We start from the raw sequence: 17,166 nt of genomic DNA, 5'->3' as shown, positions 1-17,166 counted from the left end.
CCCTCAGCGCGCGAAATACGTCTCGATGATGCGCTTATAGATCGCCGTCAGCCCGTCCACATCCTCGACGCGCGCATGCTCGTCGACGGCGTGGATCGACTCGTTGAGCAGGCCGAACTCCAGCACCGGACAATCGCGCGTGATGAAGCGCGCGTCCGAGGTTCCGCCGCTCGTCGAAAGGCCGGGACGGCGTCCCGTCATCTCCTCGATCGCGCCCGCGACCAGCGCGCTGAAATCGCCCGGCGCAGTGAGGAAGGGCAGCGAATTGCAAGGCAGAAACTCCACCTCCACTTTCGCGCCGGCGGCGGCCTCCGCGACGACGCGGCGGATTTCCGCCTGCAGCGTCTCCAGCGTCCACACATTGTTGAAGCGTATGTTGAAGCGCGCGCGCGCTTCGCCCGGAATCACATTGGCCGCCTGATTGCCGATGTCGATCGAGGTCACTTCGAGATTGGAGCGGTCGAAATGCTCCGTCCCATCGTCGAAGACATGCGTCGACAGCGCCGTCACGATGCGCGCGACGACGGGCGTGGGGTTTTCCGCGCGATGCGGATGGGCCGAGTGGCCCTGCTTGCCGCGCACCACCAGCCGCCCATTGAGCGAGCCGCGCCGGCCGATCTTGATCGTGTCGCCGAGCTCTTTGACATTGGTCGGCTCGCCGACGATGCAATGGTCGAAGACCTCGCCATGGGCCTTGGCCCAATCGAGCATTTTCACCGTGCCATTGACGGCGGGGCCTTCCTCGTCGCCGGTGATGAGGAAGGAGACGGCGCCCTGCGGGACGCCATGCTGCTTCACATAGTCGATCGCGGCGGCGGCGAAGGCGGCGATGCCGCCCTTCATATCGGAGGCGCCGCGGCCGAAAATCTTGCCGTCGGCGATCTCGCCGGAGAAGGGATCGAAGCGCCAGCGCGCCGGGTCGCCGCTCGGCACGACATCGGTGTGGCCGGCGAAGACGAGATGCGGCCGTCCCTCGCCGATCTTGGCGAAGAGATTGTCGATATCGGGCATGCCCTCTTCGCTGAAGACGAGCCGATGCGTCGTGAAGCCGGCCTCCTTCAGGCGCTGCTCGAGCACGCCGAGCGCGCCGGCGTCCGCCGGGGTGACGGAGGGGCAGCGAAGGAGATCGCGGGTGATGGCGAGCGCAGGGGAAAGGGTCATGTCTCGACAATTAGAAAAATCGGCCGCGTCGCGCAACCGTCACAGCGTTCGGCGTCATAGCCTTCGCCGTCACAGCCTTCGCCATCATGGCGCTCTTTTGCGTCCGGCGGCGTACACCAGAATATAGGCCGGCTCGATCGCGTTCCAAATATCGACATAGGCGCTCCCCATCATCGCCTCCGGCGGCACGATCAGGCAGCGATGCTTGTAGTCCGCGGCCTCCACGACGAGGCCGGCGTCCTCGAAGACGAGGCGCAGCGCCTCGCGGCTGAAGCGGAAGTAGTCGTGCGGATGGGCGTGGATGGGAAAGCACTGATGCGTGACGACATAGAATAGGCCGCCGGGAGCGAGGATGCGGGAGACTTCCCGGGCCGCGACCCAGGGCCGCTCCAAATGCTCGAACACCGCCGAGGCCACGAAACAGTCGAATTTGCCGCTCCACTCCGCCGGCAGCGCATGCAGATCGCCGACCACATCCACATCCGGGCCGGGGAACAGGTCGAGACGCACGTAATCCTGCGCGGGCACCCAGGGAAAGCGCGCCATGGAATGGGTCGAGACGCCCGGGAGCGCCTGCATCGTGCCGACCTCGAGGACGTTGCGGGGCCGTTGCTCCTGCAGCATCCGGTCGAAAACCGTATCGACGTCATTCTCCGGCTCGTAGCGCAATGGCGGCGCGACGACGATATTCGCGGAGGGTTTCGGATCGCGGCCCTGCGCCGCGCCCTTGCGAATATAATGCAGCAGCGGATTGACGCCCGCGGAGGCGACGTCCGGGTAACGTTCGAGATAGCCAGAGGTCGAGAAGGCCCAGCTCGGGTCCCGTCCCTCGCTCGCGCCATGGTCGAGAAAATGGCGGGCGGCGTCGACGCCGCCCGTGCGCAGGTCCGGATAACGATCCAGATACCAGTCTTTGTTGAAGAGCCGGGAGGTTTTGATCGTCGCGAGGTCGATGAGGCGCCGAAGGCCGTCTGCTTGTTTCTGAATCATCTCACACGGGGGGCGGTTGTAACGGAGCCGAATTATGACCGCCGGGCTCGGCCGATCAAGGTCTTTCCGAGGCGAGCGTCGGCGGCCGCCCTTGCGCGGCGGATGATGGCCCAATTGGCCCGAAAGCTGCTTGCCCGCGGCTACGGAGACCAATGTCCGAAAGGGAACAGGAAATGTCCGACGCGACCGGGGGCTATTTCATCGATTGGGACGGCAAGATGCGGCCCATCGACCAGCCCGGCAAAGGGCTGCGCTGCGAGGTGGATTTAAAGGCCAAATATGTGATGGTCTTCAATAAATATGGCGGCCTCGACCATGAATCGACCTGGTACGCCGATGAGGCGGCCGTCGCCAAGGCGGGTCTGAAAGTCGCTCACGCCGATCTCAGCGCGGCGATCAAGATCTCCTCGATCGACTAGAGCGTTTCCAACGCCGATTCGGCGTTGGAAGCTAGTTAAAACAAAGGACGAGAGCTTTTCAGGCTTCCGCGGGGGCGGGAAGGGGGCACGGGGCGCCTGTGGCTGCGGGCGCCCCGATTTCATTTTCAGGACTTCGAATCACGCGCCGAATCACGCGCCTTGCGGATGCGCCAGCGGCGGATGCTCGACATGGCGGGCGTGCAGGCGGAAGGCCAGAATGAGCTCCACCACGCCCAGCGCTATGGCGTAGATGCCGAGCCACCAGGTCAGCACCACCGCGCCGATGACCGGCGTCAGCAGCAGGAACAGGCCGAACACCACGGCGAGCAGGCCGCCGAGCGCCAGCCACCAGCGGCCGTGATCCTCCTTCAGATCCAGCGCCGAGCCAAAGGTGAGGCCGCCGCCGATGACCTCGCCGACGCCGAACACAAGCACGAAGACGAGGGCGGTGATGCCCGGCCAGAAGGCCGCGAAAGCGCCCGCCGCGATCTTCACCAGCCCGGCCAGGAAGAGAAACAGCCAGGCCTCGCCCTGACGCGCGGCGCGCACCGCGGCGAGGATCGTCGCTATGCCGTCGACGGCGGCGAAGATCGCGAAGACCAGCACCAGCGACAAAATCGTCACGCCGGGCTGGAAGACGGCGATCAGACCGAAAATGATCGCGGCGAGGCCGCGCAGGGCGATGGCCCACCAATTATGGGCGAGGGTCGCGTTTTTGGCCGCGAGCCTGTCCAGGTCGAAAGGGCCGCCGCGAAACGGATCGCCGGATACGCTGCTCGTGCTCATGCTTGGCTCCTCGGAACTTTCGGGTGTCACGAGGCGCGGCTCCTCGACGGGGGAGCCGGCCCCCCCATGACATTGGTCCGTTTCGCATTTCGTCCAGGCCTCCGCCCGACGCCGCGGCGTCGCAGCGTCGAGATGGGGAGAACTTCCCTCCTTTAACCAGTTTTCCACCGTTTTTTCCTAAGCTCTCCGGGCGGCCGTTTCTTGTTTTCCGCCTGACGAGCGCCTGAAAGGTCGTTGACCTTGAAGAAAAATCTCATTCGAAGACTTCGTTTCTTGCTGAGCGTTCCGACCGATGACGTGGAACTGATCCGCGCTCAGTTCCGGGCATTCGCGAGGCAGATCCCGCTGCTCTATTTTATCCTGGCGACCAACGCTCTCGCGGTGATGTTCACCTTCGCGAAATTCGGTCATCCCTGGCTCTCGCTCTATCCGCCGAGCGCGCTCTGCCTGCTCTGCCTCCTGCGCGGATTCGGCTGGTGGCGGATCGGCCGGACGCAGGTGTCGGACGAGATCGCCATCCGGCACATGCAGCGGACCAATAAGCTCGCCTTTTTCATCGCCGTGGCCTTCACCGCCTGGGGGCTGGCGCTCTTCGCCTATGGCGACGGCGACGCCTATGCGAAGGCGCAGATCGTCTTCTTCCTGGCCCTGACGATGATCAGCTGCAATTTCTGCCTGATGCATCTTCGCTCGGCGGCGTTGAACGTGACCTTCGTCGGCGTCGCGCCTTTCAGCCTGTTCTTCTTCTTCGCCGATGACGGGCATTTCCGCGCGGCGGCGGTCAATCTGGCGCTCGCCGCCATCGGCATGATCGCGATTTTGATGATCTATTACCGAGATTTCGCGCATCTCGTGGCGTCGCGTCGCTCGCTGCTCGAGAAGCAGGCGGAGACGCAGCGCCTGAGCGACGAGAATTCGCGGCTCGCCAATATCGACAGTTTGAGCGGTCTGCCCAATCGCCGCGCGCTGATGACGCATCTCGACGAGCGCTGCGGCCGCCAGGGCGCCGATGCGCTTCCCACGGCCGTGGTCTATATCGATCTCGACGGCTTCAAGGACGTCAACGACACTTACGGCCACGCCACGGGCGACCGGCTCATCGACATCGTCGCCAAGCAGTTCGTGCATGTTCTGCCGCGAGGGGCGATGCTCGCGCGCGTCGGCGGCGACGAATTCGCGGCGGTGATCTCGGCCCGGGAGGCGGAGCGCGCGGCGCGGGCCTTCGCGGCCCGCGCGCTCGCGGTTCTCGGGCGGCCGATCCGCATCGGCGACCGCGCGGTTCAGATCGGGGCGAGCGTCGGGATCTGCTGCACGGAGCCGGACGGCTGCGACGCGCAGGAGCTGTTTCGCCGCGCCGATATCGCGATGTATCACGTCAAGGCCAATGGCAAATCGGGGGTGAAGATCTATTCGCCCGATCTGGACCTCGAGCGCCAGCGGCAGCAGGACATAGAGGATCAGCTGCGGCGCGCGCTGCGGGCGGACGAGCTCGAGGTCGTCTATCAGCCGATCGTCGACGCCATCGAGAACCGGGTCGTCGCCGTCGAGGCGCTGCTGCGCTGGCCGCGCCGGCCGGAGGGCGAGCTGCCGCCCGACCAATTCGTTCCGGTCGCCGAGCGCAGCGGCCTCATCAACCAGCTCGGCCAGTTCGCGCTGCGGCGGGCCTGCGAGGAGTTTTTCGGCGTCGAGGCCATCAAGGTCGCCGTGAATGTGTCGCCCGCTCAGTTCCGCGATCCGGACTTCGAGCGCGCTGTCATGCGGATATTGATGGAGACGGGCTTTCCGGCCGCGCGCCTGGAGCTCGAGGTGACCGAGGGCTATCTGATCGATCATCCGCAGCGGGCGGCGGGGGTGATCTCCTTTCTGAAGACTCTCGGCGTCGCCGTCGCGCTAGATGATTTCGGCGCCGGCTACACCAGCATCGCCTATCTGCAGAAATACGGCTTCGACCGCATCAAGCTGGACAAATCGCTCGTCGATCGGGTGACCACCGACAAGGCGACGGGCGTTCTCGTCGCCGGCGCCGTTCATATGGCGAATGCGCTGGACATGGCGGTGACGGCCGAGGGCGTGGAGAGCGAGGAGCAGGCCTATGTGCTCGGCCTCGCCGGCTGTCAGCGCCTGCAGGGCTATCTGTTCGGCCGGCCCATGTCGCTCGGGGCCTTTCTCGCCAGCGCCGCCGCGGCGCCGTCGGATGCGGCGGTCTCGGCCGCGTGACGCCAGAATCGGGTGAAGCTCGCCTCATCCCGAGGAGCCGCCGACGGCGGCGTTTCGCGCCGGGTCACCGTCCGCGCTGATCCCAGGAGCCGCCCATCGTCTTGACGAGATGGACGTAGTCGAAAAGGTCGCTCAGCATGAAATGGCGGTTCTCGATGGTTTTCATATGGGCGACCGTGTGGGGGTCGCCGTCGAGATAGCGGGAGGCGGTCGTTCGGAACTGCTCAGGCAGGCTGAGATTGAAAGGAGAGGGCTGTGTGAGCATGCGGCAGATCTGATCGAAAAGCAGCCTGAACCGTTCGTCCTCGGGGTCCATGTAGACGTCCCCGAAATCCTCCTTGTAGCGGCCGAAAAGAGCAAGGTAATCGTCGCCGTCGGGCTTTTGCTGCATCGGGTTCGTCCATTCGCGTTCGATTCGCGAGCCGGCATGAAAGAACGGCGCCATCGCCGCGCAAATCCGTTATAGAGGAAAGGCCGCGCCGCCGCGGCCTTTCCCGAGGCGACCCGAATCGTGACTTTTGGCGCTCCTGCTTCTCTCACTTCCGCTTTCACGCCCTTCGACGCCGGCGCCGAGGTCGTCGCCGCCGCCTTCCTCGGCGACGCGCCCGTGCTGGCGCTCGCCGATGGGCGGCTCGCTCTTCCCGGGGAAGGGGCCGATGTCGCCCATCGGATCGCGCATCCGGACGGCGCCATATTGGTTGCGGCGAGCGACGGAAAACGGCTGATCACCGGAGGCGACGACGGGCTCGTCATCGCTTCCGACCTCGCTGGCCGGGAGGTCATCGCCGACGAGAAGGGCAAATGGATCGACGCCGTCGCCGCCCGCGCCGATGGGACGCTCGCCTGGTCGGTCGGCCGCGAGCTGCGCACGCGCTCGCCCAAGGGCGAGATTCGAACGCTCGCACTGCCGTCGACCTCGCGGGGAATCGCCTTTTTCCCCAAGGGCTATCGGCTCGCCATCGCCCATTACAACGGCGTCTCGCTGTGGTTTCCCAACGCCGGCGCGCCCGAGTTTCTGGAGTGGAAGGGGTCGCATCTCGACGCCGCCGTCTCGCCGGACGGCAAATTCGTCCTCACCTCCATGCAGGAGAATATGCTGCATGGCTGGCGCGTCTCCGACGGCAAGAATATGCGCATGGCCGGCTATCCGGCGAAGACGCGCTCGCTCTCCTGGTCGCATGACGGCAAATGGCTCGCCACCTCGGGCGCCGACGCCTGCATCGTCTGGCCCTTCCAATCCAAGGACGGGCCGATGGGCGAGCCGCCGCGCGAATGCGGCGTGCGGCCGGAGGTGAAGGTGACGCGCGTCGCTTTCCATCCCAGCGCGCTCGCTGTCGCCATCGGCTATGAGGACGGCATGGTGCTGCTCTGCCGCCTGACCGACGCCTCCGAGCTTCTGGTGCGCCGCCCGGACGAGGGCGCCCCCGCGCGCATCTCCGCGCTCTGCTGGGACGCGAAAGGAACGCGGCTCGCCGTCGGCGCCGAGAATGGCGCGGCCGGCGTGCTGACGCTGCCGACGAAATAGAGCGTTTCCAGCCGAAGTGGACGCCGGTTCGGCGTTGGAAACGCGTCAAAACAAAAGCCGAGCGTCCTTTTCGTGTTTCATTGAAACACGAAAAGGACGCTCGCGCGAGCGGGAGGCGCGAATGGCCGCCCATATTCCAAAGCTCCTGTCGATCGCCGGCTCCGATCCGAGCGGCGGCGCCGGCGTGCAGGGCGATCTCAAGACATTTTCGGCGCTCGGCTGCTATGGAATGGCCGCGATCACGGCTCTGACCGCGCAGAACACGCGTGGAGTGAGCCTCGTCCATGCGGTTCCGGCCTCGGTCGCAGCCGCGCAGATCGACGCCATTTTCGCCGATATCGAGGTGGATGCGGTCAAGATCGGCATGCTGGCCGAGCCCGCCATCGCCGAGGCGGTGGCCGATTGTCTCGCCCGCGCCGGTGCGACGCGCATCGTCTTCGATCCCGTCCTCGTCGCCACCAGCGGCGATTCTCTCTCCGCCGCCGGGCTGATCGAATCCGCGATCGCGCGCCTTTTTCCGCTCGCGGCCGTGGTCACGCCCAATCTGCCGGAGGCCGCCGCTCTGCTCGGCGCGAGCGAGGCCGTTGCTCCGCGAGAGATGGTCGAGCAGGGACGCGCGCTCGTCGCGCGCGGCGCGCGCGCCGTGCTGATGAAGGGCGGGCATCTTGCGGGCGAGCCGCTCGACATTCTGGTCGCGGGGGAGACGGTCCACGAACTCCACGGGCGCCGCGCGCCGACGAAAAATCTGCACGGCACGGGCTGCGCGCTCTCCTCCGCCATAGCGGCGCATCTCGCGCGCGGCGCGGAGCTGGTCCCGGCGATCCGCGCCGCCAAGGACTATCTGGAAGACGCTCTCGGCGCGGCGGATACGCTCGCGCTCGGCTCCGGCCGCGGGCCGCCACACCATTTCCATTCTCTGTGGAAGCAGTGAGCGCGGCGGCGGCTCAGCGCAGGATTTGCGCCGAGCGCCTTCCCCTGCCGCGCAGCGAGGCGATGCTGGTGCGGTCGAGGATCAGCGCCATGGCGTCGCGCACGTCGAGCATCAGATCGCGGATGGCGCAGGCGTCCTCGTCCGGGCAGTCGTTGCAGCGCTGATAGGCGGTGCGGCTGGCGCAGGCGATGGGGGCCAGCGGCCCGTCGAGAATGCGGATGATCTGGCCGACCGTGATCTTGTCGGCGGGACGGGCGAGATGATAGCCGCCGCCCTTGCCCTTCTTGCTGTTCAAAATGCCGGCGTTGCGCAATTCCAGCAGGATCGCGTCGAGGAATTTGCGCGGGATATTATTCTGCGACGCCATGTCGCCGGCGAGGCACTGCCCTTCGGCGCCGGCGAGATGGATCAGCGCCTTGAGCCCGTATTTCGCTTTGTTGGACAGCATCGGTTCGCAATCTCTCCCGTCCGCGCGCCGCTTCAGAGCGCGAGCCTCGCCTCGGGCAAGTCGGCAAACCCCATCGGCTGTCTTGCGATCCTCGCCTCGAACGGGGCGATGACGCGGCGGCGTGACGCGAAGGGAGCCCACCGAATCCGATGACGGCGAAGCGGATAGAATAGATATATTGACTATCACGCAAAAAGGAAAACGCCAGCATCGAATTCGCAGCGGCAGCGCGAGAATTCTGTCGTTCAAGGCGATCCGCCGCCCAGGCGTCGGCTCTGCTGGACGAACAGCTCACTAATTCACTAGAATACTATGATGATGGCGGGCGGCTGCGCGGCGCATCTGCGCCGACGCGGGCGCGGCCGGCAAATCGCAGCGCACAGGCCGGGGAAGTCGGGGACGCCGATAGGATTTGTCGCGCGCATTGTGCGGCGCACAGTCCCGCTGGACGGAACGGCTTTTCGTCGTTAGGACGTGCGGCTATCCCGGAGAATCGTCATGGCGCGTACGCGCATCTGTCTCGCACGGCACGGCGAAACCAATTGGAATCTCGAGCGGCGCGTTCAGGGGCAATTGAACATCCCCTTGAACGTCAGGGGAGTTGCGCAGGCGCAGGCGCTGGCGCGCGAGCTGTGCGCCGAGCGTTTCGACCGCATCTACAGCAGCGATTTGAGACGCGCCTTGCAGACCGTCACGCCGCTGGCGACGAGCCTTCGCCTGCCGATCGAGACGCGCGTCGCGCTGCGCGAGAAGGACGACGGCGCCTGGCAGGGCATGACCTTCGACGACGTCGACCGCACCTTTCCGAGCGAGCATGCGCGGCATCGCCAGCGCCAGGCGGATTTTCTCATTCCCGGCGGCGAGACGCTGGCGGCCTTCGCCGATCGCGTCGGCGCGGAGCTGACCGCCATAGCCGAGCGGCATGCGGGCGAGACGGTTCTCGTCGTCGCTCATGCGGGCGTGCTCGACATAGGCTATCGGCTCGCGACCGGCCTCGGCCTCTCCGAGAAGCGCGACCCGCCGGTGCTGCACGCCGCGCCCAATTGGTTCTTCTATGAGGACGGGCGCTGGACGCTCGAACGCTGGGCGGAGGAGGGCGCGCGCGAGAGCGTCGTGATGCCCTATGACGGGCGCCCGCTCCTGCGCCGTCCGGCGGCGCGCCTGTTGCCGCTCGACGCGGAGCATCGCGTTCTGCTGTTCCGCTATTCGACGCGTCTGTCGCCGATTTTCGAAGCGCAGGGACATTCCTATTTCTGGGGCTCGATCGGCGGCGCCGTCGAGCCCGGCGAGACCTTCGACGCGGCCGCGCGTCGCGAGCTCGCCGAGGAGACGGGGCTCACCGGCGTCGATCTCGGCGAGATCGTCTTTTCCCGCGAATTTCCGATGCAGCTCGGCGCGGACTGGTTTCAGGCCGACGAGCGCTTCTACGCCATTCGTGTCGACGAATTCACGCCGGACACGCGCGGCTTCACCGATGTCGAGCGCAGCGACGTGCTCGGCTGGAAATGGTGGAGCGCCGCGGAGATCGCCGCGACGCAGGAGCTGCTCTTTCCCGAGGCGCTCGACTGGCTGCTCGACAGGCTTCGCGGCTGATTTTTGCTTTCAGGCGACCAGAATTCTCTCAATACCTTTTTCTTGGTGGTTTCGGATGAGATTGTTCCATTTCAGCGACGATCCGAAGATCCTCCGTTTCGAGCCGCGCCAGGTCCGCACGCCGGCGCAGCGGCCGCCCGGCCGCGAATGGCTGAACGGCCCGCTCGTCTGGGCGATCGATGAGGCGCATAGCGCCCTCTATCTCTTCCCGCGCGACTGTCCGCGCATTCTCATCTGGCCGACCGCGACGACGACGCGAGAGGATCGCGAATTCTGGTTCGTCGGTAGCGCCGCGCGCATGATCGCTTTTCTGGAGCGATCGCGGTTCGATGAATGGATTGAAGCGTCGATCTTTCGCTACGAGCTTCCTCGCGCCGGTTTCGTCGATCTCGAGGACGCCGGCATGTGGGTCTCGCGAGAAGGCGTCACGCCGCTGCGCGTCGACGCGGTGATCGATCTGCCCGGTGAGCTTCGCGCCGCCGATGTGGAGTTGCGCCTCGTCGATTCTTTCGCGGATATGGGCTGTGTTCTCGACTCCTCCCTCCACGCGAGTGGAATCAGGCTGCGCAATGCGCGCGCGGCGGAGCGATTCTGAGCCGTCCGCGCTCGCTGTGCGAGGGGAGGCGTCAATCGAAATCCGCCGCCGCGAACTCCGGCAGGCGCTCCGCCCGCGCCGAAAATTCCGCGAGCGCGGGAAAGTCGGCCGCGTCGAGCCGATCCGGCGCGACGCTGCGCGTGAAGCGCCAGGCGACGGCGGCGGTGATGTCCGCCTGCAGCGGGCGGGCGCCGAACAGGAAGCCGTCTCCGGCCGCAGCGATTTCCGCCTCGAGCAGGCGATAGGCGGCGACGAGCTGGCTGCTCACGCGCTCGACCCAGGGCTCGTATCGTCGCTCGTCGGGCCGCTTCGATTCGTAGACGAGCTGGACGGATTTTTCATTCGCCGCCAGCGCCAGCCCGATGATTCGCTGCGACCGCGCGAAATCGGCGAGCCCTTGCGGAGCCAGCCGGCGCTCGGCCGGGGCGAGGCGCTCCAGATAATCGAGGATCAGGGCCGAATCGAGCAGCGTCATCCCCTCGTCGGTGACGAGCGTCGGCGCTTTCACCACCGGGTTGATCGCGGAGAAAGCCGTAAAGTCGCGAAAGACAGAAAGAGGCTCGTGGACAAAGGGCAGGCCCATCGCGTTGAGGGACACTGCGACGCGTCGCACATAGGGGGAATCCAGCATTCCGATGAGACGCATTGTCAAAATCCTTCTCGCTCGCCCCGGCCCACGCATGGATCATTGCGATAAATGCGATAATTCGACGACCGTTGCGGCTTTCGCGCATAGGTCGAAAATGCGCGTTTGCTGCAATGCGCGACGTGTTGCGCGCAGCCCTATGGAGCTTTGCGCGCGTTGTCGCGCCGCCGCGGATCGGGCGTCGCCGAGATCCATCGATCGGCGAGAAGCCAGCAGATCGTGGCCGCCGCCAGCGAGGGGATCGCGAAGCCGACGGCCATTTCCGCCGCCCCCACGACGCTCATCCGCCCAGCGCCCAGGGTCGCGCAACAGATCGCTACGAGGCCGAGGTCCGCGACCAATGTGCTGAGCCAAGCGTCGGCCAAGTCGCGGTAGCCGTGAGAAAGCGCAAGGACGGCGAAGATCACTCCGGTGAGAAGCGCGAAGGGGAAGCCGAAGGCGAACCCGAAGACGAGGAAGAACAGGGGAGCCCGGCGCGTGATCTCGTTGTTCGTCAGGAAGAAAAGCAGCCAGAACGGCGCCGTTCCGGCGAGCGGGCCGACCAGCGCGAAAGTGGCGACGATCTTCGAAAAATTCTTCCAATACATGGCGCTAAATCGATGGCTTCGACTAAGCGCGCAGCATCGCAAATCGCGCTCCCGAAAGCTAGTCGACTGCGTCACCCGAACCGAAAGGGCGTTGTCGCTCCCGCTCGGAAGTCGTTCTAACGCGACATGCGAAAACGCAATATGCGGCTCTCGCCTATATCGAAGAACTGAATGCGCTTGCCGCCGGCGCGCTCGGCGGTCGCCGGCCAGAAGGCGCGCGCCGCGGCATTGTCGCGATGGAAGGAGAGCTCCCACCAGCCGACCCGCGTATGAAAGGCCCGGCTCGCCGCCTCGCTCCCGCAGCCGGCGCGGCGCAGCTCGGGCAGCACGTAGAATTCCGCGATGGAGGCGTCGACCGGATAGCCGGAGATGGAGATCGCATTGACGAGGGTGAAGCCTGCGCGGCGGCCGTCCGCTTCGATCAGATAGGGCGAGCGACGCGGCTCGCGCCAATAGGAATCGAGAAACGGATAATTGTCGGGCTCGTCATAGCCCCATGGGCCGAGCTCGATGAGATAGCGCCGCAGCAGAGCGGCGATGTCTCGCTTTTCCTCGAGCGGCGCGAGCCGCAGTCGCACGTCCATGACGAGCTTTCCTCTTGCGCCTCACGGCGCAGGATTGCTGTGCAGCTGGTGAATCTCGTCGATGCGCGCTTCGATCTCCGGCGTGATGGTCACATCGAGCGAATCCAGATCCTCCTGCAATTGCGCCATCGTCGTCGCGCCGATGATGTTGGACGTCACGAAAGGCCGCGAGGTCACGAAGGCCAGGGCGAGCTTCGCCGGCGAGACGCCGACGTCTCTTGCCAGCGCGAGATAGGCGTCGATCGCCTGCGCCACGCCGGGCTTCTCATAGCGCTGGCCGCGCTCGAACAGCGTGGTGCGCGCGCCGGCGGGACGCGCGCCATTTCGATATTTGCCGGTGAGATAGCCCTGCGCCAGCGGCGAATAGGCGAGCAGCCCGACATCTTCGCGCATCGCGGTCTCGGCGAGGCCGATCTCGAATGTGCGATTGATGAGATTATAAGCGTTCTGGATCGAGACGACGCGCGGCCCATGTCCCTTCTCCGCAGCGCTCAGAAAGCGCGCGACGCCCCAGTTCGTCTCATTGGAGAGCGCGACGTGGCGCACCTTGCCGGCCCTCACCAGATCGGCGAGCGCTTCCAGCGTCTCCTCGACGGGGATTTCATCGACCTTCGGCGGCGCGCGAAAGATCGTGCCGCCGGCGCCGAACAGCGGCAGCGGCCGATCCGGCCAATGCAGCTGATAGAGATCGACGTAATCCGTCTGCAGGCGCTTCAGGGATTGGTCGATCGCATATTCGATATTCTTGCGGTCGAGTCGCGTTCCCTTGCCGTCGGGGCGCAGATAGGGGCTCTCGCTGCGGCCCGAGACTTTCGTCGCCAATATCACTTTGTCGCGATTTTTGCGCGCCGCGAGCCAGGAGCCGATGATGCGCTCGGTCGAGCCCTGCGTCTCGGCGCGCGGCGGGATCGAATACATCTCCGCCGTGTCGATGAAATCGACGCCGCGATCGAGCGCGCAGTCGAGCTGCGCGTGCCCTTCCGCCTCGGTGTTCTGCTGGCCCCAGGTCATGGTGCCGAGCATGATCGCCGACACGCGAAGATCTGTGCGTCCCAGTCTGCGGTAGTCCATTGTCTTACGACCTTTCGTCTCAGGCGGGCTGCGTCGCCGCGTCGCCGTCGATGCGGCCGAGGCCGTTCGGAACGCGCGGGGTCGGCAGGATGAAGCGGCCGCGGTCGCGCACCATTGCGGCGACGCCGGCGAAGTCGAGCTTGCCGGAGCCGAGCAGCGGCAGTCTGTCGACGATCATGAATTCGGCCGGAACCATCAGCTCCGACGCGCCCCTCGCCTTGGCGAAGGCGAGGAATTCGGCGCGCGTGGCCTCCTTGTTCTGCGTCACCAGCACGATGCGCTCGCCCTTGCGCGGATCGAGCTCGCGCGCCGCCGCCGACAGCACATGCGGCCATAATTCCGCGGCGAGAGTCTCCACCGCGGCGAGCGAGATCATCTCGCCGCCGATCTTGGCGAAACGCTTGGCGCGGCCCTGGATCTTGATGAAGCCCTGCGCGTCGACGGTCACTATGTCGCCGGTGTCGTGCCAGCCCTCGGCCGGCGGCTGCAGCACGCCGGGCGCGTCCGCCATCAGATAGCCGAGCATCACATTGGGCCCGCGCACATGGAGACGTCCGCCCTCGGCGACGCCGGCGACGGTCTCGAGGCGCAGCTCCATGCCGGGCAGCAGCCGGCCCACCGTGCCGAAGCGGTTGAACATGGGCGTGTTGAGCGCCAGCGCCGGCGCCGTCTCGGTGACGCCATAGCCCTCGAGAATGCGAATGCCGAATTTCTCGAGATAGACGTCGCGCGTTCCCTGCTTCACCGGCTCGGCGCCGGCGATGACATAGCGCAGCGAGCGGAAGTCGTAGGAATGCGCGACGCGCGCATAGCCGTTGAGGAAGGTGTCGGTGCCGAGCAGCACTGTGGCGTTGGCGTTGTAGACCAGCTCCGGCACGATTTTATAGTGCAGCGGCGAAGGGTAGAAATAGATCGGCACGCCGGAGACGAGCGGCAGGATGAAGCCGACATTGAGCCCGAAGCAATGGAACACCGGCAGCACGCTGAATATTTTGTCGGTGCGGCCGAAGTCGATGCGCGCCGCCGCCTGGGCCGCATTGGCGAGGAGGTTTTTGTGCGACAGCACGACGCCCTTGGGCGCGCCTTCCGAGCCGGAGGTGAAGAGAATGGCCGCCGGATCGTCGGGGCTCCGCTTCTCCAGCGGGCGCTTGTGGCGCAGCAGGGCGGAGAGCTTGTCGGCGCGCGTGATCTCGCCGCGCACATCCTCGAGATAGACGATGCGGAACTCCTTCTCGAGCGAAGCGATCAGCGCGTCGAGCTTGCCCTTCTCGACGAAGGCGCGCGAGGTGAGCAGCGTCGTCGCCTGCGCGGATTTGAGGCCTAACGCGATATTGGCGGCGCCGGCGGTGAAATTCACCATGGCGGCGACGCGTCCCGCGCCGACGACGGCGAAGATCGTCACGGCGGCGCCGTTGGAATTGGGCAGCATCACGCCGAGCGCCTCGCCCGTCTCCGAAATGCGTCGCAGCTTGCGGCCGAGCGCATGGGCGCCGATCATGATGCGCTTATAGGTGAGCGCGCCGGTGATCGGGTCCTGGATCGCCACGCGGCCGGCGCCATGTTCGCGCGCGGCGTCGACGAGCGCCTGATGCAGCGTGCGATCGATGGGGCTCGTGCGGAAGACGAGATCGGACATGATCTCATAGAGCGCCGCGCCGGAGGCGATGCGACGCGCCTTGCCGCGCAGCGCGGAATCGACCACGAGACGCGTCGGCTCCAGCACGGTCAGCGTGAATTTGGGGAAGAAGCGACGCCGCGCTTGCGCGGGCGTCAGCCGCGAGAACATCGTCGCCTCCGGCCCTTCGATGCGCACCGGCACCACCCAGGCGCCGGATTTCTCGGCGATGAGTCCGGCGCCGTCATAGACCTTCATCAAGCTGCCGGTGACGGTGAGGCGTCCCTCGGGGAAGATGATCAGCGGATCGCCGTTCTTCACCGCATTGACCAGCGTGCGCGTGCCGAGCGGGCGCGTCGGATCGAGCGGAATGGCGCGCACATAGCGCAGGAAGGGCCGCACCCACCATTTTGTCGCGATCGTCGAATCGATGGCGAAGACCGGATCGACCGGCAGCACGCAGAGGATCGCCGCCGCGTCGAGGAAGCTCACATGATTGAGCGCGACGATGGGATTCTTGCCGGCCCTGTCGAAATTGCCGAAGCCTTTCACTTCGAGTCGATAGAAGGCGCGGAAGATGATCGACAGGGCGTCACGAAAAGGGGAGACGACAACGGCTTTGTAGATCCATATGGCGGCGAGCGCCATCAGCACGCCCATGCCGAGGAAGAGATCCGGCACGGAGACGCCCTTGCTCTGCAGCAGCGCGACGGCGAAGGCGCCGCCCGCCATGAAAGCGGCGTTGAGCACATTCACCGCGGCGATGATGCGTGAGCGCTCATGAGGCGGCGCATAGGCCTGCAGCGCGGCGAAGGAGGGCACGATCATCAGCCCGCCGGCGATGGCGAGCAGAGCGAGATCGATGGTCACGCGCCAGGCGACGGCGAACTCGAAGAATTCGGCGATCCCGAGCGGTGTCGTCGTCTCCTGCGGCGCCAGCGTGGCGAGCGTCCAGCCGAGGTCGAGCGAGGCGCCGGCGATGATCGCCGCGCCGATCGCCGCCGGCAGCAGCACGATGCGTCCCGCGAGCAGGAAGGAGGCGAGGCCGGAGCCCACCGCGATGGCGATAGCGAAGACGGCGAGGAACAGAGTGACGACCAGCTCCGAGCCATGCATCACATGCGTCACCAGCGGCGCCAGCAGCGACATTGCGATGACGCCGACGAGCCAGAACAGGCTCGTCACCGCGCCGACGCGCCACAGCCGCCGCTCCTTCCACAATTCGCGCAGCAGCGCGGCGGTGGAGCGCAGCACATTGGGGTCGATGCGAATCTCTGGCGCGGCGCGCGCGGTGGAGGGGATGAGGCGCGCCGCGCCCCAGGCCGCGATCGCCGCCGCGGTGACGCCGATGGTGGTGACGAGCGGCTGGCCGCCGCCATGCATGGCGAGGCCGCCGGCGATGGTGCCGGCGAGAATGGCGAGAAAGGTCGCGCCTTCGACCAGCGCATTGCCGGCCGGCAATTCCTTCTGGCGCAGATGATCGGGCAAAATGCCGTATTTCACCGGGCCGAACAGCGCGCCGAGCACGCCGAAGGAAAACAGCGCGGCGAACAGCACGGGCACGGAGGCGAGCGCGAAGCCCGCGACGGCGATCATCGCCGCGCCCATCTCCACGAATTTGAGACGCCGCGCGACGAGCGCCTTGTCATATTTGTCGGCGATCTGCCCGCCGAGCGCGGAGAGCACGAAATAGGGCGCGATGAAAACCGCGCCGGCGAGGGTGACGAGGGATTCGCCCTCGTGTCCGCCGATCTTGAACAAAATGAGCAGGACCAGCGCATTCTTGAGGAAATTATCGTTGAAGGCGGCGAAGAACTGGCACCAGAACAAAGGCGCGAAACGTTTGGTGAGAAGCAGATGTTCGGACATGATCGAAATTCCGTCAGCGCGCGGCGAGAAGGCGTGGTTTCGCCGATTCTGTTTAAGGATGGGTTGGTCCGCAGGCGTTGCGCGCCCGCACATACTAAGCCGTTCGTCGCTCCGGCGGCGACGAAATTC

Annotated in this window: 16 protein-coding genes; 6 read left to right on the top strand and 10 right to left on the bottom strand. The window is 65.9% G+C overall.

Annotated features, from left to right (window positions below):
* Positions 1-3 precede the first annotated feature (3 nt).
* On the bottom strand, positions 4-1,161 hold the full coding sequence (dapE, locus tag AC6IY7_RS03325; RefSeq protein ID WP_497781603.1) for a succinyl-diaminopimelate desuccinylase: 1,158 nt from the start codon (positions 1,159-1,161) through the stop codon (positions 4-6).
* 84 nt (positions 1,162-1,245) lie between these two features.
* Positions 1,246-2,151 carry a methyltransferase domain-containing protein gene (locus AC6IY7_RS03320; protein WP_497781602.1) on the bottom strand — a complete coding sequence of 302 codons (906 nt, stop codon included), beginning with the start codon at positions 2,149-2,151 and terminating at the stop codon, positions 1,246-1,248.
* Positions 2,152-2,324: 173 nt separating this feature from the next.
* Between AC6IY7_RS03320 and AC6IY7_RS03315 the strand changes: the two genes are divergently transcribed.
* Entirely contained in the window at positions 2,325-2,570 is a 246-nt protein-coding gene (locus tag AC6IY7_RS03315; RefSeq protein WP_497781601.1) for a hypothetical protein, read from the top strand.
* A gap of 150 nt (positions 2,571-2,720) precedes the next feature.
* Here AC6IY7_RS03315 and AC6IY7_RS03310 read toward each other — a convergent pair whose 3' ends face one another.
* Positions 2,721-3,356 carry an HdeD family acid-resistance protein gene (locus AC6IY7_RS03310; protein ID WP_497781600.1) on the bottom strand — a complete coding sequence of 212 codons (636 nt, stop codon included), beginning with the start codon at positions 3,354-3,356 and terminating at the stop codon, positions 2,721-2,723.
* A gap of 273 nt (positions 3,357-3,629) precedes the next feature.
* On the opposite strand from AC6IY7_RS03310, the gene AC6IY7_RS03305 reads away from it, so the two are divergent.
* Positions 3,630-5,573 carry a putative bifunctional diguanylate cyclase/phosphodiesterase gene (locus tag AC6IY7_RS03305; RefSeq protein WP_497781599.1) on the top strand — a complete coding sequence of 648 codons (1,944 nt, stop codon included), beginning with the start codon at positions 3,630-3,632 and terminating at the stop codon, positions 5,571-5,573.
* 64 nt (positions 5,574-5,637) lie between these two features.
* Here AC6IY7_RS03305 and AC6IY7_RS03300 read toward each other — a convergent pair whose 3' ends face one another.
* Positions 5,638-6,018, bottom strand: a complete 381-nt coding sequence (locus AC6IY7_RS03300) for a hypothetical protein (RefSeq protein WP_497781598.1) — start codon at positions 6,016-6,018, stop codon at positions 5,638-5,640.
* A 66-nt stretch (positions 6,019-6,084) separates the two neighbouring features.
* On the opposite strand from AC6IY7_RS03300, the gene AC6IY7_RS03295 reads away from it, so the two are divergent.
* A complete protein-coding gene (locus tag AC6IY7_RS03295) occupies positions 6,085-7,098 on the top strand; it encodes a WD40 repeat domain-containing protein (protein WP_497781596.1) in 1,014 nt (337 codons plus the stop codon).
* Positions 7,099-7,219: 121 nt separating this feature from the next.
* A complete protein-coding gene (thiD, locus tag AC6IY7_RS03290; RefSeq protein ID WP_497781595.1) occupies positions 7,220-8,029 on the top strand; it encodes a bifunctional hydroxymethylpyrimidine kinase/phosphomethylpyrimidine kinase in 810 nt (269 codons plus the stop codon).
* Between the two features lie 13 nt (positions 8,030-8,042).
* On the opposite strand, the gene AC6IY7_RS03285 is transcribed toward thiD, so the two are convergent.
* Positions 8,043-8,477 (bottom strand): RrF2 family transcriptional regulator, encoded by a 435-nt coding sequence (locus AC6IY7_RS03285; protein ID WP_497781594.1) that lies wholly within the window; start codon positions 8,475-8,477, stop codon positions 8,043-8,045.
* A 498-nt stretch (positions 8,478-8,975) separates the two neighbouring features.
* Between AC6IY7_RS03285 and AC6IY7_RS03280 the strand changes: the two genes are divergently transcribed.
* Together AC6IY7_RS03280 and AC6IY7_RS03275 are read left to right on the top strand one after the other, a co-directional pair.
* A complete protein-coding gene (locus AC6IY7_RS03280) occupies positions 8,976-10,070 on the top strand; it encodes a histidine phosphatase family protein (RefSeq protein WP_497781593.1) in 1,095 nt (364 codons plus the stop codon).
* 55 nt (positions 10,071-10,125) lie between these two features.
* A complete protein-coding gene (locus AC6IY7_RS03275) occupies positions 10,126-10,665 on the top strand; it encodes a DUF6886 family protein (protein WP_497781591.1) in 540 nt (179 codons plus the stop codon).
* A gap of 31 nt (positions 10,666-10,696) precedes the next feature.
* Here the strand turns inward: AC6IY7_RS03275 and AC6IY7_RS03270 are convergent, their stop codons facing one another.
* The 5 genes from AC6IY7_RS03270 to AC6IY7_RS03250 all read right to left on the bottom strand — a co-directional run bounded on the left by AC6IY7_RS03270 (position 10,697) and on the right by AC6IY7_RS03250 (position 17,037).
* A complete protein-coding gene (locus AC6IY7_RS03270) occupies positions 10,697-11,311 on the bottom strand; it encodes a glutathione S-transferase family protein (protein ID WP_497781590.1) in 615 nt (204 codons plus the stop codon).
* Between the two features lie 137 nt (positions 11,312-11,448).
* Complete coding sequence (locus AC6IY7_RS03265) at positions 11,449-11,898, bottom strand: hypothetical protein (RefSeq protein ID WP_497781589.1); 450 nt, start codon at positions 11,896-11,898, stop codon at positions 11,449-11,451.
* 116 nt (positions 11,899-12,014) lie between these two features.
* Entirely contained in the window at positions 12,015-12,482 is a 468-nt protein-coding gene (locus AC6IY7_RS03260) for a GNAT family N-acetyltransferase (protein WP_497781588.1), read from the bottom strand.
* A gap of 21 nt (positions 12,483-12,503) precedes the next feature.
* Positions 12,504-13,553: an NADP(H)-dependent aldo-keto reductase gene (locus AC6IY7_RS03255; protein WP_497781587.1), complete on the bottom strand. Its 1,050-nt coding sequence runs from the start codon at positions 13,551-13,553 to the stop codon at positions 12,504-12,506.
* Positions 13,554-13,572: 19 nt separating this feature from the next.
* Positions 13,573-17,037 carry an acyl-[ACP]--phospholipid O-acyltransferase gene (locus AC6IY7_RS03250; protein WP_497781586.1) on the bottom strand — a complete coding sequence of 1,155 codons (3,465 nt, stop codon included), beginning with the start codon at positions 17,035-17,037 and terminating at the stop codon, positions 13,573-13,575.
* Between the last annotated feature and the right edge of the window lie 129 nt (positions 17,038-17,166).

Source organism: Methylosinus sp. is20ea (genome assembly GCF_059718135.1).
This window is presented reverse-complemented; position numbering and strand designations above follow the sequence as displayed.